23 protein-coding genes and 1 other RNA gene are annotated in these 15,763 nt (G+C 56.9%); 22 read left to right on the top strand and 2 right to left on the bottom strand.

The genetic code is table 11. From position 1 onward, the window contains the following. Positions 1–59: 59 nt before the first annotated feature. The 12 genes from QNH97_RS19545 (at position 60) to QNH97_RS19490 (ending at position 5,063) form a co-directional block, all read left to right on the top strand. Positions 60–278 (top strand): hypothetical protein, encoded by a 219-nt coding sequence (locus tag QNH97_RS19545; RefSeq protein WP_283553490.1) that lies wholly within the window; start codon positions 60–62, stop codon positions 276–278. After that, an RNA gene (locus QNH97_RS19540) (hammerhead ribozyme type II) lies at positions 277–348 on the top strand. The genes QNH97_RS19545 and QNH97_RS19540 overlap by 2 nt, the downstream gene beginning before the upstream one ends. 20 nt (positions 349–368) lie before the next feature. Beyond that, the gene (locus QNH97_RS19535) at positions 369–782 is read left to right on the top strand and encodes a gp16 family protein (RefSeq protein WP_283553489.1); all 414 of its coding nucleotides are present in this window, start codon (positions 369–371) and stop codon (positions 780–782) included. After that, entirely contained in the window at positions 779–1,222 is a 444-nt protein-coding gene (locus QNH97_RS19530) for a Mor transcription activator family protein (protein ID WP_283553488.1), read from the top strand. Before QNH97_RS19535 ends, QNH97_RS19530 begins: the two co-directional genes overlap by 4 nt. Beyond that, a complete protein-coding gene (locus QNH97_RS19525; protein WP_283553487.1) occupies positions 1,222–1,725 on the top strand; it encodes a hypothetical protein in 504 nt (167 codons plus the stop codon). Before QNH97_RS19530 ends, QNH97_RS19525 begins: the two co-directional genes overlap by 1 nt. 422 nt (positions 1,726–2,147) lie before the next feature. Next, positions 2,148–2,435 (top strand): putative holin, encoded by a 288-nt coding sequence (locus tag QNH97_RS19520; protein ID WP_283553486.1) that lies wholly within the window; start codon positions 2,148–2,150, stop codon positions 2,433–2,435. Between the two features lie 38 nt (positions 2,436–2,473). Continuing rightward, positions 2,474–3,070 carry a transglycosylase SLT domain-containing protein gene (locus QNH97_RS19515; RefSeq protein WP_283557513.1) on the top strand — a complete coding sequence of 199 codons (597 nt, stop codon included), beginning with the start codon at positions 2,474–2,476 and terminating at the stop codon, positions 3,068–3,070. Then, positions 3,067–3,702 carry a DNA-packaging protein gene (locus QNH97_RS19510; protein WP_283553485.1) on the top strand — a complete coding sequence of 212 codons (636 nt, stop codon included), beginning with the start codon at positions 3,067–3,069 and terminating at the stop codon, positions 3,700–3,702. The genes QNH97_RS19515 and QNH97_RS19510 overlap by 4 nt, the downstream gene beginning before the upstream one ends. After that, complete coding sequence (locus tag QNH97_RS19505) at positions 3,689–3,910, top strand: TraR/DksA C4-type zinc finger protein (protein ID WP_283553484.1); 222 nt, start codon at positions 3,689–3,691, stop codon at positions 3,908–3,910. The genes QNH97_RS19510 and QNH97_RS19505 overlap by 14 nt, the downstream gene beginning before the upstream one ends. Further along, a complete protein-coding gene (locus QNH97_RS19500; RefSeq protein ID WP_283553483.1) occupies positions 3,910–4,242 on the top strand; it encodes a hypothetical protein in 333 nt (110 codons plus the stop codon). Before QNH97_RS19505 ends, QNH97_RS19500 begins: the two co-directional genes overlap by 1 nt. Further along, entirely contained in the window at positions 4,239–4,547 is a 309-nt protein-coding gene (locus tag QNH97_RS19495) for a hypothetical protein (protein ID WP_283553482.1), read from the top strand. Before QNH97_RS19500 ends, QNH97_RS19495 begins: the two co-directional genes overlap by 4 nt. Before the next feature lie 3 nt (positions 4,548–4,550). Further along, entirely contained in the window at positions 4,551–5,063 is a 513-nt protein-coding gene (locus QNH97_RS19490) for a DUF3486 family protein (RefSeq protein ID WP_283553481.1), read from the top strand. A gap of 5 nt (positions 5,064–5,068) precedes the next feature. Here QNH97_RS19490 and QNH97_RS19485 read toward each other — a convergent pair whose 3' ends face one another. Next, positions 5,069–5,536 carry a hypothetical protein gene (locus QNH97_RS19485; protein WP_283553480.1) on the bottom strand — a complete coding sequence of 156 codons (468 nt, stop codon included), beginning with the start codon at positions 5,534–5,536 and terminating at the stop codon, positions 5,069–5,071. 59 nt (positions 5,537–5,595) lie between these two features. Between QNH97_RS19485 and QNH97_RS19480 the strand changes: the two genes are divergently transcribed. Beyond that, entirely contained in the window at positions 5,596–7,149 is a 1,554-nt protein-coding gene (locus QNH97_RS19480) for a hypothetical protein (protein WP_283553479.1), read from the top strand. Beyond that, positions 7,149–8,705: a DUF935 domain-containing protein gene (locus QNH97_RS19475; protein ID WP_283553477.1), complete on the top strand. Its 1,557-nt coding sequence runs from the start codon at positions 7,149–7,151 to the stop codon at positions 8,703–8,705. The genes QNH97_RS19480 and QNH97_RS19475 overlap by 1 nt, the downstream gene beginning before the upstream one ends. Before the next feature lie 11 nt (positions 8,706–8,716). On the opposite strand, the gene QNH97_RS19470 is transcribed toward QNH97_RS19475, so the two are convergent. Further along, positions 8,717–8,986 (bottom strand): hypothetical protein, encoded by a 270-nt coding sequence (locus QNH97_RS19470; RefSeq protein ID WP_283553476.1) that lies wholly within the window; start codon positions 8,984–8,986, stop codon positions 8,717–8,719. Positions 8,987–9,095: 109 nt separating this feature from the next. Between QNH97_RS19470 and QNH97_RS19465 the strand changes: the two genes are divergently transcribed. The 8 genes from QNH97_RS19465 to QNH97_RS19430 all read left to right on the top strand — a co-directional run bounded on the left by QNH97_RS19465 (position 9,096) and on the right by QNH97_RS19430 (position 15,749). Continuing rightward, positions 9,096–10,382 carry a PBECR2 nuclease fold domain-containing protein gene (locus QNH97_RS19465; protein ID WP_283553475.1) on the top strand — a complete coding sequence of 429 codons (1,287 nt, stop codon included), beginning with the start codon at positions 9,096–9,098 and terminating at the stop codon, positions 10,380–10,382. Between the two features lie 100 nt (positions 10,383–10,482). Then, positions 10,483–11,046, top strand: coding sequence for a phage virion morphogenesis protein (locus tag QNH97_RS19460; protein WP_283553474.1), 564 nt, complete (start codon positions 10,483–10,485; stop codon positions 11,044–11,046). A 141-nt stretch (positions 11,047–11,187) separates the two neighbouring features. After that, positions 11,188–12,282, top strand: coding sequence for a hypothetical protein (locus tag QNH97_RS19455; protein WP_283553473.1), 1,095 nt, complete (start codon positions 11,188–11,190; stop codon positions 12,280–12,282). A gap of 47 nt (positions 12,283–12,329) precedes the next feature. Continuing rightward, on the top strand, positions 12,330–13,298 hold the full coding sequence (locus tag QNH97_RS19450) for a phage protease (protein WP_283553472.1): 969 nt from the start codon (positions 12,330–12,332) through the stop codon (positions 13,296–13,298). Positions 13,299–13,324: 26 nt separating this feature from the next. Then, positions 13,325–14,218: a Mu-like prophage major head subunit gpT family protein gene (locus QNH97_RS19445; protein WP_283553471.1), complete on the top strand. Its 894-nt coding sequence runs from the start codon at positions 13,325–13,327 to the stop codon at positions 14,216–14,218. A 9-nt stretch (positions 14,219–14,227) separates the two neighbouring features. Beyond that, entirely contained in the window at positions 14,228–14,695 is a 468-nt protein-coding gene (locus tag QNH97_RS19440; RefSeq protein WP_283553470.1) for an HI1506-related protein, read from the top strand. Further along, positions 14,692–15,183, top strand: a complete 492-nt coding sequence (locus QNH97_RS19435; protein ID WP_283553469.1) for a phage protein Gp36 family protein — start codon at positions 14,692–14,694, stop codon at positions 15,181–15,183. Before QNH97_RS19440 ends, QNH97_RS19435 begins: the two co-directional genes overlap by 4 nt. Continuing rightward, on the top strand, positions 15,183–15,749 hold the full coding sequence (locus QNH97_RS19430; RefSeq protein WP_283553468.1) for a phage protein Gp37: 567 nt from the start codon (positions 15,183–15,185) through the stop codon (positions 15,747–15,749). The genes QNH97_RS19435 and QNH97_RS19430 overlap by 1 nt, the downstream gene beginning before the upstream one ends. Positions 15,750–15,763 lie beyond the last annotated feature (14 nt).

Here is a 15,763-nt window from a genome sequence, read left to right as displayed (position 1 = left end):
ATTGCGACCAGCTCTGACAACGCATCTGCCAACACAGACCAACCGCGAGATTAATTCGAATGGCCAAATTCCAAATCATCATCGAAGACAGCACCGATGGCGTGTCCATCACCGTAGATAACGCAAGCCAAATGAGTGGTAGCGCAGCAGGCCTAGTCGCCGCACGCCTTATCGCCCGTATTCCGCTTGAAGGCTCCGTCCGGCACATGGGGGGCTGCGATTGCGAGATCTGCCAAGCGATGCGCGAAAAACTAGTCCTTAACCCAACCATCCACTAAGCGAAACCGTCCCAGGCATCCTGGGACGGTCTATCCGGTGTGGCATCCGGATACTGATGAGCTGCCGAGGAATGTGAGGGGAAAGGAGAAATGAATCGACGTAACGCAAACCTGTCAAAGATCCATATCGCTAAAAAGGACTTGGGCCTTGACGATGAAACCTACCGAGCCTTACTCAACAGAGTCGCAGGGGTAAAGTCCGCCAAGGACTTGGGACCGATCAAAGTGGTAGCCGTGCTCGCCGAGTTTGAGCGGCTGGGCTGGAAACCCAAAGCCAAACCAGCAGGACGGGCAGCTCCGAACGTTGCACCAGATAAACAGAAGCTGATCGGCAAGATTCAAGCGTTCATGGCTGACGCCAAGCGACCTTGGGAATATGCCGATGGAATGGCGAAACGGATGTTTAAGGTTGACCGGGTTGAGTGGCTGGACTGCCAGCAGCTCGGGAGCCTGGTTTCGGCGCTGACTTACGATGCGAAGCGTAACAAGAGGCCAGCCTTATGAGTCAGGATCAGCTATTCCCTAATGATACCGACAGGCTGGATCCCAATAAGGTCTTGGCCCACATGGAAGATCCTTCAGTCATGCATCGTTGGGAGGGGACGATCAAGGAAATGGTTGAAATCGCTGAAGCTGAATTGAAGGGCAAGCTTCAAGACAGACCGGAGGCAGTGGCGGAAATTGCCAGAGCGGTGGTCTTTGCAATATGCGACACCATGGGGGGAGCGGTGGTTTATCTACCTCGCGGTGACTCTTTGAAGAAAGCCATGCGCGATGCTGCGATCTATCGGGATTGGCGCGACGCAAACATCCAGCCCACAGATTTGGTGCGCAAGTACAAGCTTGCATCACCAACCATTTATGACATCATCGCCCGCCAAAGGGCGTTGCACAGACGCAATGAGCCCGATCTATTCGGCTTTGATGACAGGACAGTTCATTAATGATGACTGCTTTGAGAGTGATGTTCACGGTATCGGCAATGTATGCGTCAGTGGCGTTCGCAGCGCCGACATCCGACACCACTCTTGAAGACGACTTAAGCCACGCAAAGGCTAACCAGTCGATTGCCCAGCAACTGTGGTCGAAGAATATCGATGCTTGCTTGACCCGTGACACCTCGGCGCTAGCGCAGATCCAGCGCTCGGCAAATGAGCAACTGCATTCACAAAGTAAGGCACCGGCGTCGCGCTTTCCAAGTTGCCGGTTGTTGCTAACCGATGTCGTGTACTTCAGCGGTGGCTGTTACACCGGCAGTTTTTCCCAAGCTGAGTTGGATCGCGTGCGAGCCAACTGGTCGCGGGATGATGCGGATTGTGCCGCACAAATAGCCAAACCATCATCGAATATGGAAACGCTTTCGGATTCAGAATGGGAAGCGGAGCGTCGCAAGGAAGGCGCCACGGATACAGAAATAGAAACAATGAAGGCGATCAGAAGCCTTTAATCAAAGCCCCGCAAAGTCGGGGCTTTTTCTTGTGCGCTTAAGAAACACTGCGGCATCCCTTCCCAAGCGAATCTAGTCCGGACATCTAATCCGGCAGGTTCGCACATGGTCATTGCGCCCCGTTCATCCAGGCAATACGCCCAACTCGTTATTGATACTCCGTTTGCGGATGAATCCCAGGCGCTCTTGGATAAGTGTCCTCCGGAGTGGCGGCCTACTGTCGAGTTGATGGTAACGAGTCATGAACGACGTGTTGCCGAACACGTCCGGCAGAAAGAAAAGCTCCGACCTAAACAGCAAATCACAACGCCAGAGTTAGGCACCTACACATCCGTGGATGCAGTACGGGGCAATCCCGTTATTGCTGCACGCTCAATTGCGGATATTCGCGCAGCACTCAAACCAACAAAGGAAGTTCGTTGATGGATCACATTCAACGGCGCCGCCGTGCGCCACGCATGACCGACTGGACATTGATCACGCTGATTCTCCTGATCTGCCTTGCCCTGGTCGCTCCCACCAAACTTCCGGTCGTGCTCTATAAGGCTGGCCTGGTCACGTTGGGCGGGGTGCTCGGTTATTGGATTGATCGCGCATTGTTCCCCTATGCACGGCCCAACCAAGTGGCTCGCCCCGAACGCGCCATGGCCGGAGTCCGCCGTGCTCTGGTCGTACTGGCCTGCGTGCTTGGCCTGACGTTGGGGCTCTGATCATGCGAACGCCTCTTCTCTATCTGTCGGCGCTCTGCATGGCTTCCATCATTGGGCTGGCAGTCAGCTTGCCGGTACGCGCAGAGATCCCCGACGAAGCCGAACGCTACCGCCGCGACCTGACCCGTATTGCTCAGGCTGAATGGGGTTTGGATGCCCCGGTCGCGACCTTTGCCGCGCAGATCCACCAGGAAAGCCGGTGGCGGTTCGACGCCAAGTCGCCAGTCGGTGCGCAAGGCTTGGGCCAGGTGATGCCCTCGACCGCGACCTGGCTTGCTCAGGTGTTCCCTAAAGCTCTGGGCAAGGTCGAGCCGTTCAACCCAATTTGGTCCATGCAGGCGCTTGTCAGCTATGACCGTTGGTTGTCGTCTCGTCTCCAGGGGCGTGACCCTTGCGAACATGCGGCGTTGACCTTGTCTGCCTACAACGGTGGCTTGGGCTGGGTGGTTCGTGACCGCAAGTTGGCATCGGCTAAAGGGGCCGACCCGCTGACCTGGTTCAACTCCGTCGAGCGCTACAACGCAGGCCGCTCGGCCGCAGCCTTCAAGGAAAACCGCCGATACCCGCGCCTGATCCTTTTGCGCTGGGAAGCCCTGTATGTCGCCAATGGTTGGGGCCAGGGAGTCTGTCCATGAAAACCACTTTCGAATTGCTCAAGCCAGCGCTCTGGTATCTGGGCGTTATCGCTGCGGCCGTCTATGGCCTGCACCTCAACCGGCAAGACGGCTATGACGACGGCTATGCACAGGGCAAAGCCGACGGTGCAGTCGTCGTCGCCCAACTGCGCGAATCAATCGCCCAGGAAAAACAACACATGGCCGAAGCCTCAGCCAGCGCGGCGAAACAATCGTCCGCCTCATTGATTGCCGAACAGGCCAAGGGCAACCGGCTGGCGCGCCAGCTTGCGGACACTAAAGACCTGTTGCGCAAGACCACCGACACACTCACTGGAGAGATTGCCCGTGTTACCAGCTCCTACCGCCCGACCTTTGGCGCGCAGCTCGAACCGCTACCTGTTGCTGTGTTCACTACTGGCTTTATCCGCGTGTGGAACAACGCCAACGGAATCAACACCGCAGTGCCAACCCCGAACGACGCCAGCGGAACTACTGCGACGGCCAGCGGAACCGGAACCGCTGACGAACTCGACTCCGGCGTTGGCCAGGCTCAAATCCTGGCCAACCAGGTGCGCAATGCCGAGCTGCATGGAATCTGCCGGGCGCAGCTCAACAACTTGATTGATTGGACGCTGAATGAAAGCAATTGATAGAGCCAGCGAACTGGAGGCGATTCACAACGAAACCTCTTTGGCGGCTCATTTGGCACAACGGGAAACCTTGACAGGACCCTCCGCCGAATTTTGCCAGATGCCGGATTGTGAAATGCCGATCCCCGAGGGACGTCGCTTGGCTTTGGTTGGCGTGCAATTTTGCGCCGAATGCCAGACACGTCGCGACCGAGCAAGGGGGCGCTGATGCTGATGATTGAAATGCCCGCTTGGCAACTGATTGGCGCGGGGGTGACCGTCCTGGGCGGCTTTGCTGGGTTGGTGAAACTCCTGCTGCTGCAAATGGAACGTCGTCTTGATCAACGCAACGCCGTCATGGATGACCGGTTTAACGCTATCGCTAAAGACGGTGAACGTCTGCGTCAGCTTGAACTGAGCTTTGAACGTCTGCGGGGAGACATGCCGTTGCACTACGTGCGCCGGGAAGATTACGTGCGTAACCAGACCGTCATCGAGGCCAAGCTCGACGCGCTGGCCATGAAGCTGGAAAACGTTCAACTGAAAGGAACCGTCAAATGATCGACCCCGCCAAGACGCGCCGGGAATCCCTGCGCTGGTACATCATCAAGACCCTGGACACTTCGCGTCCTGTGGATCCGCACGAAGCTGTAGTACTTGCCACTATCCAAGGCATCTACCCGGACTCCACCACAATGGAGCTGCGCCGCGAGCTGGATTACCTGGCCGACCGTAGCCTGGTGACTCTGAACAAACAACCGAACGGTGTTTGGATCTGTGGCCTGACTCACTACGGTGTAGACCTTGCTGAATACACCATTCCTTGCAATCCCGGCATTGCCCGCCCCGAAAAATATTGGAGCTAAGTCATGCCCCCGCGCAGCAAAGTCGCCAGCCTGCCAGCGGCTGTTAAAGCGTGGCTGGATAAAGCCCTCGCTGAAAACGGCTTCGGCGAGTACGAAAGCCTTGCGGCCGAGCTTTCGGCTAAGGGATTTTCGATCAGCAAGTCAGCGCTGCACCGCTATGGTCAGGACTTCGAGTCCAAGCTGTCGGCGCTCAAGGTCGCTAGCGAACAAGCCCGAGCCGTGGTGGCGGCTGCTCCGGATGAAGAGGGGGCTGTTAACGAAGCACTGATGCGCCTGGTCCAGGAGCATTTGTTTAAGCTGCTGATGACGGATGATAAGCCGTTTGATTTAGCCAAGGTTGCCAAAGCTGTTGCCGAGTTGGGAAAGGCTTCCATTGCGCAGAAAAAATGGCAAACCGAATATCGCGAGAAGGCCGAAGCGGCGGCGTCTCGTGTGGAGAAAATAGCTAGGAAAGGTGGGTTGAATCAAGCGACGGTTGACGAGATCCGTCGCGAGATATTGGGAATGGCCACATGAAAATGCTAGCGGTTTCTAATCCGCCGAACATTGATGGGGACATGTGCCTTCGTCGGGATGACGGCCGCACAAGAATGACATTTCAAACCGGCCCCACAGGGCTGCATTACAGATTTTTCCGCTCGTTCAATACAGAGCGCGCACAGATAGTGCATCGGCTCTGTACTTTGACACTCCGGTTTAATCTGAAAAGCCAGCGCTCCGGAAGGAAACTGATGCAGTTGATATCGTGCCTTTTCCTCATCCCATCGCTGAAATTTCAGAATGTCGACTTCGAGTGCATGGATACGGTTAATAAGGGTGGTCTGTTCCGATTGGGCGCTAAGGAGCTGACCCTGCAAATCCATCAAACTGGAGGTCAACTCGAAGACCCGGCTTCGTACAGACTCCTCATCTCGCAAGGTCATCAGGCTTTTAGCGATATCACCAGCGGTCTTGGTACTTGTAAATGCAGCTGCTATCCAGTCGATCATCAATCATGTCCTTTGAATGGTTCTTCGCTAGTGATACCGGGCGTTAGAGGCTTTATAGCATGAGCCTCCCAATCATTCTTGAAAACACGACCAGCTTCGCCGCGCCAGCAGTTCTGCTCGAGTACCAAAAAGATTGGATCGGAATTCGCGCGCCCTTAAAGGTCGGAGAAAAATCCCGCCGAATCGGTCTCACTTGGGCGGAAGCAGCGGACAATGTGCTAGTGGCTGCCGCCGAAAAATCCGCTGCAGGCCAAACGGTCTATTACCTGGGCTACAACCAGGACATGACAGTTGAGTACATCCAGGCCTGCGCTATGTGGGCGCGGGCTTTCAACTACGCGGCCGGAGAGATTGAGGAGGGCATCTGGCCCGACAGCGATCCTGACAAGCACATCAAGACCTACACCATCATCTTTCCCAGCGGGCACCGCATCGTCGCGCTGACCAGTCGTCCATCCAACTTGCGCGGCCGTCAGGGCGTCGTTGTAATCGACGAGGCAGCGTTTCACCAGGACTTGGCCGAGCTGTTGAAAGCCGCACTGGCGCTGCTGATTTGGGGTGGCGAAGTGCATGTCATCAGTACCCATGACGGCACCGAAAATGCCTTCAATGAACTGATCAATGACATTCGCGCAGGCAAACGCAAGGGTGCCTTGTTCCGCTGCCTGTTCCGCGAAGCGGTAGCCGATGGGCTTTATCAGCGTGTGTGTCTGCGTAAGGGCATCGAGTACAAACCCGAAGAGGAAGCTGCCTGGGTCCAGGACGTTTATGACTTCTATGGCGATGCCTCAGAAGAAGAGTTGGATTGTGTGCCGTCCCAAGGCGGTGGTGCCTTCCTAAGCCTAGCCCTGGTCGAGCAGCGCAGTAACCGCGATGTGCCTGTGTTGCGCCTGGCCTATCCTCAGGGCTACGAGACCCTGCCGGAACACCTGCGCCTTGCTGAGTCGCTGGAGTGGTGCGAAGAGCATTTAAACCCGTTGCTTAAAGCGATCCCGCTGGATGTCCAAAGCTATTATGGAATGGACTTCGCTCGCTCTGGCGACCTCTCGGTCATCTGGCCGCTGCTCATGGAACAGAATCTGCGCAGGCGAACACCGTTCGTAGTCGAACTGCGCAACGTGCCATTCAAGCAACAGCGTCAGATCAAGTTCTACATCATCGACCGCTTACCGAACTTCCGCAAAGGCGCAGATGACGCTAGGGGCAACGGCTCTCAGCTCTCGGAAGAAACCGCCATTGAGTACGGTTTCAACCGTATTGAACGGGTAATGCTTACCGAGGGATGGTATCGAGACAACATGCCGCCCTTTAAAGCGGCTCTGGAAGACGACAGCTTCTACGACATCCCGGCCGACAAAGACGTGGTCAGCGATGTACGCGCCTTTCGCATGGTCAAGGGCGTGGCTCGGATCCCGGAAAAGCGCACCAACGAGAAAGGCGAAAAGTCCGGTCCCAAACGCCATGGTGACGCGGGTATCGCCGCCGTGCTGGCGGACTACGCCTCGCGGCAAGAAATCGAAATCTTCGAATATCACCGAATCCAACCCGCTGCCCAGCAAGATCGCGAGATCAAGCTCGGTGGCGGCTGGCGAACTCAGAAAGGCATTTGGTAATGGCTGATTCACGCATCGTCGACCAGTACGGCCGACCCATCCAGTACGACAAACTCACCGAAGAACTGGCCGCCGCCCGCACCACTGGCATTCGCCAGGTTTGGCACCAGTCGGTGGCCAGCGGCCTGACGCCTGGTCGGCTCGCCAATATCCTGCAAGCTGCCTCCGAAGGCTCAGCCCATGACTACCTGACCCTGGCCGAGGAAATGGAAGAGCGCGATCTGCATTACGCCTCGGTCCTGGGCACTCGCAAGTTAGCGGTGGCTGGCCTGAACATCCGGGTTGAGGCTGCGAGCGACGACGCCGAGGACATCCGTCGGGCCGATGCGTTGAAAGAGGTTGTCGACTCGCCCGAATTTGGCGAGCTGCAAGCCGACCTGACCGACGCCATGGGCAAGGGTTACGCTGTGTCGGAGATCATGTGGGATCGCAGCGGCAAGACCTGGAACCCATCACGCTTTGAACCCCGCGACCAGCGCTTCTTTCAATTCGACCGAGACACCGGCCGGGAACTGCGCTTGCTAGATGAGGCTGATCCCGTCGACGGCGTTGCGTTGGCACCTTACAAGTTCATCGTCCACCTGCCGCGCATCCGTTCGGGTCTGCCTATCCGGGGCGGCTTGGCGCGTCTCGCCGCCGTTGGTTACATGTGCAAGGCCTGGACCTGGAAAGACTGGATGGGCTTTGCCGACATCTTTGGCATGCCCATGCGCGTCGGTCGCTATGGACCAGGGGCGAGTAAAGAAGACATTGCGACACTCATGTCGGCGGTGGCCAACCTCGGCAGCGATGCCGCCGCCGTCATCCCTGACAGCATGCGCATCGACTTCACCCAGGCCGCTAATGTCACGGGCGCGGGTGACTTCTTCAAAGGTCTGGCCGAGTGGTGGGATAAACAGGTCAGTAAGGCGGTGGTCGGGCAAACCATGTCTACCGACGACGGTTCCAGCCAAGCCCAAGCCACGGTGCATAACGAGGTACGCCTTGACCTGTTGCAAGCCGACGCCAAGGCTGAATCCAACACCCTGCAACGGTACTTCGTCCGCCCCTGGTGCGACCTGAACTTTGCACCAGGTCGACCTTATCCGCGTCTGATCCTGGACGTTCCACAACCGGAAGATTCGAAGATTCTGATACAGGCGCTAAAGGATCTAGTGCCACTGGGCCTGAAGGTCGAGCAGTCGGTTATTCGGGACAAGCTCAATATTCCCGAACCAGCGGCCGGGGCGGAACTGCTGGGCATGCCAGCGCCGGTCGTTTCTCCAGCTTTGGCACAGGCAACGAACCGTGAGCAGACGCCAGTCAAGCCAGCGGCTATTCCGGACATCGTGGATAACCAGGTGCGGAGGTTGGAACAGGCCGTAGCGGGCCCCTTAGATGACATGGTCGAGCAAATCAAAGAATTGCTCGACACCGTCAATAGCTTGGAAGAGTTTCGGGATCGGTTGATTGAAACCTATCCAATGATGAACACCGCCCAGTTGGCAGATGCAATTGCCGATGGGCTTGCGGCTGCCAGTTTGGCTGGGCGAGATGACATATTGCGAGGACTATGAGTCGCTTCGAATCAATCTGGAAGCAGCTTATGCAAAATCACTGCTGCCCCACCCCAACAAAGCAGATAAACACCCTTGGAAATAAGCAGCGTGAAGTTGTTTGCAATATTTGAAAGGTCGTGCGCCTGCTGAGGTGAAGGAAACACGAATCCAACAACCACCAAAGCCACGACGATAGTAACGATCCAAGCAAGGCCTTTACTTTTCTTCGTCAGATAGTAAGTGCCGGCAAAGATGGCTGCACTGAGGAAAAACGAATAGAACATAAGATCGTTTAGCATTTAAACCTTTCCATTTGAAATGTGATGGACTAACGACATAGGGTCGGCAGAGATTCGGAAATGATTAGGGCTGTATGGCATTTTTTAACGCGACCAGAGCAGGTTAACAATGGCGGTATCTCATGGCTCTCTTCCATTCAAAGAGCAAATCGACTATTTCCGGGGCAAGACGGACGTTCCAACCCGCGCTTGGACGGACATTTATAACGTCGAACATGACTGGGCTTTTGTCGTCGCCGGGACGATGAAGCGGGACCTGCTTTGTGACATGCGCGGCGCCGTTGAAAAGGCGATTAGCCAGGGTTTGACCCTTGAACAGTTCAGAAAGGACTTCGACCAGGTTGTTGGAAAGCATGGATGGCAGTACAACGGCGGCCGGGGCTGGCGCTCCCGCGTGATTTACGAAACCAACCTACGTCAGTCCTATAACGCTGGCCGTGAAACGCAGATGGCGGACCCTGAGCTGCGCAAGCGTCGGCCTTTTGGGATTTATCGTCACGGAGATAGTGCGCACCCACGGCCGCAGCATCTGGCATGGGATGGCACGGTGTTACCCCTGGATGATCCATGGTGGACGACTCATAGTCCGCAGAATGGTTGGGGCTGCAAGTGCAAGAAGTTCATGCTTAGTCAGCGAGACGTTGACCGGCAAGGGCTGACGGTGGGTCCTGCGCCGGTTATTGAATACGAAAGTAGGACCATCGGCGTTAACAGTCCGAACGGCCCCAGAGTGGTCCAGGTGCCCAAAGGAATTGATCCAGGCTTCGACTATGCGCCCGGTCAATCGCGGTTGAATGCAGCCGTTCCACCTCTGCGAGCCTATGACCCTCTGCCTGATCCCGGAGCGCGTGCAAGTAGCATTCAAGGCGCCGGACTGCCGAACCGTCGTGCACCAGGTGCGCTGCCTCCAGCGCGAGAAATGGCGCCCGACCGGCTGTTGCCGACGGACTTAAGCGATTCGGAATATGTAGAGCGATTCCTCGGTGAGTTCGGCGCGACCGATGCAAAGCCGGTGGTGTTCAAGGACGTGACTGGGGACACAGTGGTCATCGGGCGCGAGTTGTTCACCAATGCCAAAACAGGCGCTTTGAAGATTCGCAAGCGCGGCCACGCCCGCGAGCTGCTGCTCCTGGCCGACGCGATCAAAGATCCCGATGAGGTATGGGTGCGCTTGGAGTGGCTTTATTCCAGGAACAAGGCCGTTGTGCGCCGTCGCTACATCTCGCGCTATCAAGTCGATGGCGAGCCTGTTCCGGCGCTGTCTGTGTTCGAGGTGGGGGATGATGGTTGGGACGGTGTCACGACGTTTTCACCGGAGTCGAATGATCCCGACTACCTGGAACAACTCAGGATTGGGGTTCGCTTGTATCGCCGACCGCAGATTGGTCAGAAATAAAACCGCGCGCCGCCACACGCGATTAGACCCTGAGTGTAGGCCTGGAGGTCCTGGCGGGGACTGCTCACTCAATGGGCTGAATAGATAGTAGGAGGTGCTTGTGGCCGGTGCAATGCTTAATGTGGAACTGGACGACAGCCGGACGGGGGCTGCGCTCACAGAGCTGATGGGGCGCCTTGGGGATCTGACGACACCCCTCCTGGACATCGCCGAGTACTTGCATCAATCCACGGACGATAGATTCAGGCGCCAGGTTGCTCCTGATGGTTCGCCCTGGGCGCCGCTTGCGCCATCAACCTTGGCCAAAAAGAGAGATGCCCGCATCCTGCGGGAGACAGGTGCCCTCCAGGACACGCTACGTCATAGCGTCAGCAATAACGAGCTAGCGTTTGGCACCGACCGCCCTTACGGTGCGATCCACCAGTTTGGCGGCAAGATCGAGCACGCGGCAAGATCGCAGCAGGTCTACTTCCGTCAGGGTAAGGATGGTTCGGTCGGGAATCGCTTTGTTAGGAAACGCACATCCAATTTTTCACAGTGGGTGACACGAGGTGCGCACTCGGCAGAGTTGCCCGAACGCCCCTATCTAGGCTTGTCCTCTGAGGATGATGAGGAGCTGATTTTTATTGTTAAAAATTACCTTCTAGAGCCGGTTGGCGATTGAGCCATCCAAGTCGCGTATCAGCCACGATACTTCTCGTCGCATGCCTTGGGCGGGGGCGTATGCCAGACTAGGCGTTAGACACGCGTTAGATTGCGTTTCAGTGCTAGCCTGACCCAGACACTCGCTAAGAAGGATCGCCTTATGGCAAGGATTACAAAAAATCTCATAGGCATTTCAAGGCATTCAGCCACTGGAAAAGTACTGAAGGTCGCTGACATTGCTCTGAAGGCCGGGGTGAACATCTCAACAGGGGGCTCTCCCATCGCTGATGCTTTGTACGAGATATCAAAGACTGGAATAGGGAAAATACGAGAATATGTGCATGCCAGAGACGACAAGCGGATCCTGGAGTTTCATCAGCATCTTCTGTATCGAGATGAATTGCTAGACGAGGAGATGCTGAGCGCAGAATTAGAAGAAGCCAATTTTCATGCGCTTATGCAAGCTTGTCTGTCAGACATCGAGGATGAAAAAACTGTCCCCTACGCATTGCTAACCCGTGCTATTGCCCTGGGCAAGATAAAGTCGGAACTGAGGCGGCACTACATATTGGCGCTCAAGGAAATGGCATGGGACCATCTGGACTTCCTCAGAAAAGCGTATGTAATCAGCAGTTTTTCAATCATACCTGACCAAGGCCCAGGTGAACTGACAGCCGAAAAATTTTTGACTAATTACATCCCATGGAGTGTCGAGCATCTAGCGGTGGTAGGCCTGTCAGCAAAAGGGTTCGTAGACGGGGTTCAATTAAGCGAACTTGGCAAAGATTTTGTAAAGGCCTGTTCGACTGTAGAAGATTTAACGCCACAAGTGTATGAACTCAATGTTTGGAGCGGCCACAAATGCGAGATAATTATCTTAGATGATGCAGGCCTATCTTTGAGCTTAGGTCAGCAAATACAAGATAATTTGAGAGCTAAAAGGGTTGCTTGCAGTGGCGGAATAGCGATGGAAGGAGCGCTTAGGCGCCATGAATCAAATATATATGCTAGCTGTGTTATCTTGGTTTTTCGCCGGGGAAAACAGCTAGAGCCGAACATCCTAGCAAACCTACAGCATCGAGTCGGTAAGAAACCTGTTGTTCAGTTGGTACTTGACAGCGATGGTGATGAAACGCCTGAACGACTAGTCGACGGGGAAGTACTTGTTGTAAATAGTGCCGCCACGCAGCTTGGTGCTAAGTTGGTTGTCGAAGAATTAATCGCTCAGATTAATAGCCGTTCCCAAAAATCTTAAACGTTCCTGACATTTAGTAGAGCCGCCACGTATCCCAAACTGGCGGCATGAAAACACAACTCGCCCTCAACACTGACCTATCCGCCGCCGTCTCTGACGGCCAGGCGCCTGAATGGGTCGAACTTATCCCCCCAGGCCCAAAGGTCTCTGGCCGTGACGGTCGGCAATGGTTGTTCGATGAGCAGGCCGGGTTGCTCGTGCAATCTAGCTTCACCGGTCGCGCTATCGATCTGCCCATCGATTGGGAGCACGCCACCCAGCACCGAGCCACCAAGGGCGAAGACGCCCCGGCCGCTGGCTGGATCAAGCAACTGGAAATCCGGAACGGCGGCCTGTGGGGTCTTGTCGATTGGACGCCCCGCGGTGCCAATCAAGTCGTCAACCGCGAATACCGCTTCCTTTCTCCCGTCTTCGACTACGAATCCGACTCCACGCGCATTGTGCGCCTGGTCAGCGCCGGGCTGACCAACAAACCCAACTTTCTGCTGACAGCCCTCAACCAAGAAACCCTGGAGAACTCGCCTGTGAAGCTTTCACCTGCGCTTTTGGCCGCGCTCGGCTTGCCCGAAACCGCCACCGAAGAACAGGCCATCGCGGCCACCACGCAACTCAAAACCACCGCCCAGGCAATGAATGCCGAACGGCCCAACCTGGAACAGTTCGTCCCTCGGGCGGATTACAACGCTTTGGAGAGCCGCGCCATTAACGCCGAACAAGCACTGGCCACGCAGAAGAAAGCCGACCACGAGAAGGCGGTCGACGCCCTGATCACTGCTGCTACCCAGGCCGGAAAGATCACCCCAGCCACTGTTGATTACCACCGTGCCGCCTGCCAGGACGAAACCGGGTTGGCCCGCTTCAAGGCCTTTGTCGAGGCGGCGCCGGTTGTGGCCGCTGCCAGCAACTTGGGCGAACGCAAGCCAGACAACACGGCTACGGCGCTGAACGCCGAAGAGCAAAAGGTCGCCTCGCTGCTGGGTATGAGCGAAGCCGAGTTCATCAAGGGCAAGGCGTAATCCGTCCCTCTATATAGGAAGCACTCATGATCATTACATCCAGCTCCTTGACGGCATTGTTTACCGCGTTCAAGGCAGAGTTTCAGAACGCCCAGGCGACAACCCCAACGGATTGGAAGCGCATCGCTACGCCTGTGCCTTCTTCGTCCGCTAGCAACACCTACGGTTGGCTGGGTCAGTTCCCGACCTTCCGCGAGTGGATCGGCGACCGCGTGCTCAAAAACATGGCGGCGCACGGCTACTCGATCACTAACAAAAAGTTCGAGTCGTCGGTAGGCGTTCCTCGCGACTCCATCGAAGACGACGAGATCGGCGTCTACAAGCCGCTGTTCGCCGAGATGGGCCGGGCCTCTAGCGCCCACCCCGACGAGCTGGTGTTTGGCCTGCTGAAAGCCGGGCTGACCACGCAGTGCTATGACGGCCAAAATTTCTTCGACGCCGATCACCCTGTCTACCCAGAAACTGACGGCACCGGCACGGCCGTATCGGTCAGCAACTACAAGGACGGCACAGGTCCGGCCTGGTATCTGCTCGATGTCAGCCGCGCAATCAAGCCGATCATCTTCCAGACCCGTCGCAACTATGCCCTCAAAGCGATGACCAGCATGGACGATGAGCAGGTGTTCATGCGCGACGAGTACCGCTATGGCGTCGACGCCCGCGTCAATGTGGGTTTCGGTTTCTGGCAATTCGCCTACTGCTCGAAAGAGCCGCTGACCGCCGAGACCTACGGCGCCGCCCGTGCCGCCATGAAGAACTTTCAAGCCGACGGTGGTCGTCCGCTGGGCATCAACCCTGGGCTGCTGGTCGTGCCGTCCCAACTGGAAGGCATGGCACGCAAGATCCTGGTCAAGGACGCCGACAACGGCAACGAGTGGGCAGGCACCGCCGAAGTACTGGCGCCGAGCTGGCTGGGATAAGGAGGCGCTATGACGATTGTTATCACCTCCAAGCGCGACGGTTTCCGTCGCTGCGGTATCGCCCATCCCAGTACGCCGACGAGCTACGCGGACGACTTCTTCACGGATGAACAGTTGGAGGCGCTGAGTAAAGAGCCGCAATTGATCCTCGCCTATGGGGCGGATGGATTCGACCAGGTGCAGGAGCAGGTCAATGAACCTTTGTCGCAAACCCCGTCATCGCAAGCGCCCGACGCCCTGGAAACAAGCCAGTCGCAAGCGTTTGAAGCAAACGCTGCACCTGTGGGTGATGCAGTGGTCGACACCGCCGCTCAAGTCCTGGGCGACAGCGAGCCAGGACCGGATGCTCAGGGACCTGGCCCGGTTACGGTAGATGGGCGCCCTGCGGACGACTCGCCCGCACCCTCGGGTGCAGTTGAAGCGCCTGTTAAGCCTGAGAAAGCCCGCTCCACCAAAGCCAAGGCCGACGGCAAATGAATCTGACGCTGCCATCGGCTACTCAACTGCTGATCCGCTTTGGTGCCCGCGACATCTCCCAGGTCGCGGCGCCGGACGACGGGCGGACCATTGAGCCGGAGCTGCTGGTGGCGGCTGCATCGGGTCAGCCGTTGGATGACTGGCCCGCCGAGGACATCGCCATCGCGGTTGCGACGTTGGCCAGGATCGCCGACGCCGTGACCAGGGCACGCAGTGAGGTTTCGTTTTACCTGCGTTTCCGCCCGGCCGGAGAGGATGCACCCCAATGGGTGACTGACGACCTGGCCGAGATTGCCCGCTACCACCTGTACGACGACGCCGGTAAGGAAGAGTCGACAGTGCGTGTGCTCTACAAGGACGTCATCAAACGCCTGGAAACCCTGGCTGCCGAGGACAAGGAACGCGGCGCCGGTGATGGCGGCCAATCCGGGCTACAAGTCAGCAGTCAGCCTCGGCTTATGAGCCGTCGCACCTTGAGGGCTTTGTAATGCTGGGCGAGCTGGAGGACTTGATCGAGGCGCGGCTCAAAGAGCTGAAAGCCAAGCTGCCCAAGTTGGCCGTTGAAAGCTACGGCGGTGAGTTGAGCGACCCCGATCTGTTGTCCGGCTTGCTCAAGCGTTGCCCGGCCGTGTTGGTGATGGTGCCGAAAGTGACGTTTAAACGCTCTGCCCAAGGGCGCTACAGCGTGCCGATTACGTTCCGCCTGGTCATAGCCACCCGTCACCCACGCGGTGAGCGGGAGACCCGGCGCGGAACGACGCCAACTGATATCGGCAGCTATGCGCTTTGGGAGGCCTGCATGCATCAACTGGTGGACTGGCAGCCGTGGGAAAACCGCGCCGCCATCCGACCGACAGAACTATCCAACCTGGTCAACGGCAAGCTGTCGAGCGACCACCTGTCTGTCCTGGGGCAATCGTTCCTGATTGAGCTGGATTGGCAGAAACCGGCCGAGGCCTTGCCGGACCTGTTGGGCATCAACATGGCGTACCACTCGCCGTCGGATAACCCCGAGCCGGTGGCCACCGACAACATCGAACTGAGGGACGTGTAATGCACGTAATCGCC

The sequence above is a fragment of the Pseudomonas sp. G2-4 genome, from assembly GCF_030064125.1.
Lineage (GTDB): Bacteria > Pseudomonadota > Gammaproteobacteria > Pseudomonadales > Pseudomonadaceae > Aquipseudomonas.
The sequence above is the reverse complement of the archived record's forward strand: the minus strand, read 5'-3'. Positions and strand labels throughout refer to the sequence as shown.

Excerpts from the sequence above, each read along its gene's own strand:
- QNH97_RS19545 (WP_283553490.1), top strand. The coding sequence starts at position 60 with ATGGCCAAATTCCAAATCATCATCGAAGACAGCACCGATGGCGTGTCC.
- QNH97_RS19430 (WP_283553468.1), top strand. The coding sequence starts at position 15,183 with ATGCTGGGCGAGCTGGAGGACTTGATCGAGGCGCGGCTCAAAGAGCTG.
- QNH97_RS19520 (WP_283553486.1), top strand. The coding sequence starts at position 2,148 with ATGGATCACATTCAACGGCGCCGCCGTGCGCCACGCATGACCGACTGG.
- QNH97_RS19525 (WP_283553487.1), top strand. The coding sequence starts at position 1,222 with ATGATGACTGCTTTGAGAGTGATGTTCACGGTATCGGCAATGTATGCG.
- QNH97_RS19445 (WP_283553471.1), top strand. The coding sequence starts at position 13,325 with ATGATCATTACATCCAGCTCCTTGACGGCATTGTTTACCGCGTTCAAG.
- QNH97_RS19480 (WP_283553479.1), top strand. The coding sequence starts at position 5,596 with ATGAGCCTCCCAATCATTCTTGAAAACACGACCAGCTTCGCCGCGCCA.
- QNH97_RS19495 (WP_283553482.1), top strand. The coding sequence starts at position 4,239 with ATGATCGACCCCGCCAAGACGCGCCGGGAATCCCTGCGCTGGTACATC.
- QNH97_RS19485 (WP_283553480.1), bottom strand. The coding sequence starts at position 5,536 with ATGATCGACTGGATAGCAGCTGCATTTACAAGTACCAAGACCGCTGGT.
- QNH97_RS19465 (WP_283553475.1), top strand. The coding sequence starts at position 9,096 with ATGGCGGTATCTCATGGCTCTCTTCCATTCAAAGAGCAAATCGACTAT.
- QNH97_RS19515 (WP_283557513.1), top strand. The coding sequence starts at position 2,474 with ATGGCTTCCATCATTGGGCTGGCAGTCAGCTTGCCGGTACGCGCAGAG.
- QNH97_RS19475 (WP_283553477.1), top strand. The coding sequence starts at position 7,149 with ATGGCTGATTCACGCATCGTCGACCAGTACGGCCGACCCATCCAGTAC.
- QNH97_RS19530 (WP_283553488.1), top strand. The coding sequence starts at position 779 with ATGAGTCAGGATCAGCTATTCCCTAATGATACCGACAGGCTGGATCCC.
- QNH97_RS19500 (WP_283553483.1), top strand. The coding sequence starts at position 3,910 with ATGCTGATGATTGAAATGCCCGCTTGGCAACTGATTGGCGCGGGGGTG.
- QNH97_RS19510 (WP_283553485.1), top strand. The coding sequence starts at position 3,067 with ATGAAAACCACTTTCGAATTGCTCAAGCCAGCGCTCTGGTATCTGGGC.
- QNH97_RS19505 (WP_283553484.1), top strand. The coding sequence starts at position 3,689 with ATGAAAGCAATTGATAGAGCCAGCGAACTGGAGGCGATTCACAACGAA.
- QNH97_RS19440 (WP_283553470.1), top strand. The coding sequence starts at position 14,228 with ATGACGATTGTTATCACCTCCAAGCGCGACGGTTTCCGTCGCTGCGGT.
- QNH97_RS19455 (WP_283553473.1), top strand. The coding sequence starts at position 11,188 with ATGGCAAGGATTACAAAAAATCTCATAGGCATTTCAAGGCATTCAGCC.
- QNH97_RS19450 (WP_283553472.1), top strand. The coding sequence starts at position 12,330 with ATGAAAACACAACTCGCCCTCAACACTGACCTATCCGCCGCCGTCTCT.
- QNH97_RS19435 (WP_283553469.1), top strand. The coding sequence starts at position 14,692 with ATGAATCTGACGCTGCCATCGGCTACTCAACTGCTGATCCGCTTTGGT.
- QNH97_RS19490 (WP_283553481.1), top strand. The coding sequence starts at position 4,551 with ATGCCCCCGCGCAGCAAAGTCGCCAGCCTGCCAGCGGCTGTTAAAGCG.
- QNH97_RS19470 (WP_283553476.1), bottom strand. The coding sequence starts at position 8,986 with ATGCTAAACGATCTTATGTTCTATTCGTTTTTCCTCAGTGCAGCCATC.
- QNH97_RS19535 (WP_283553489.1), top strand. The coding sequence starts at position 369 with ATGAATCGACGTAACGCAAACCTGTCAAAGATCCATATCGCTAAAAAG.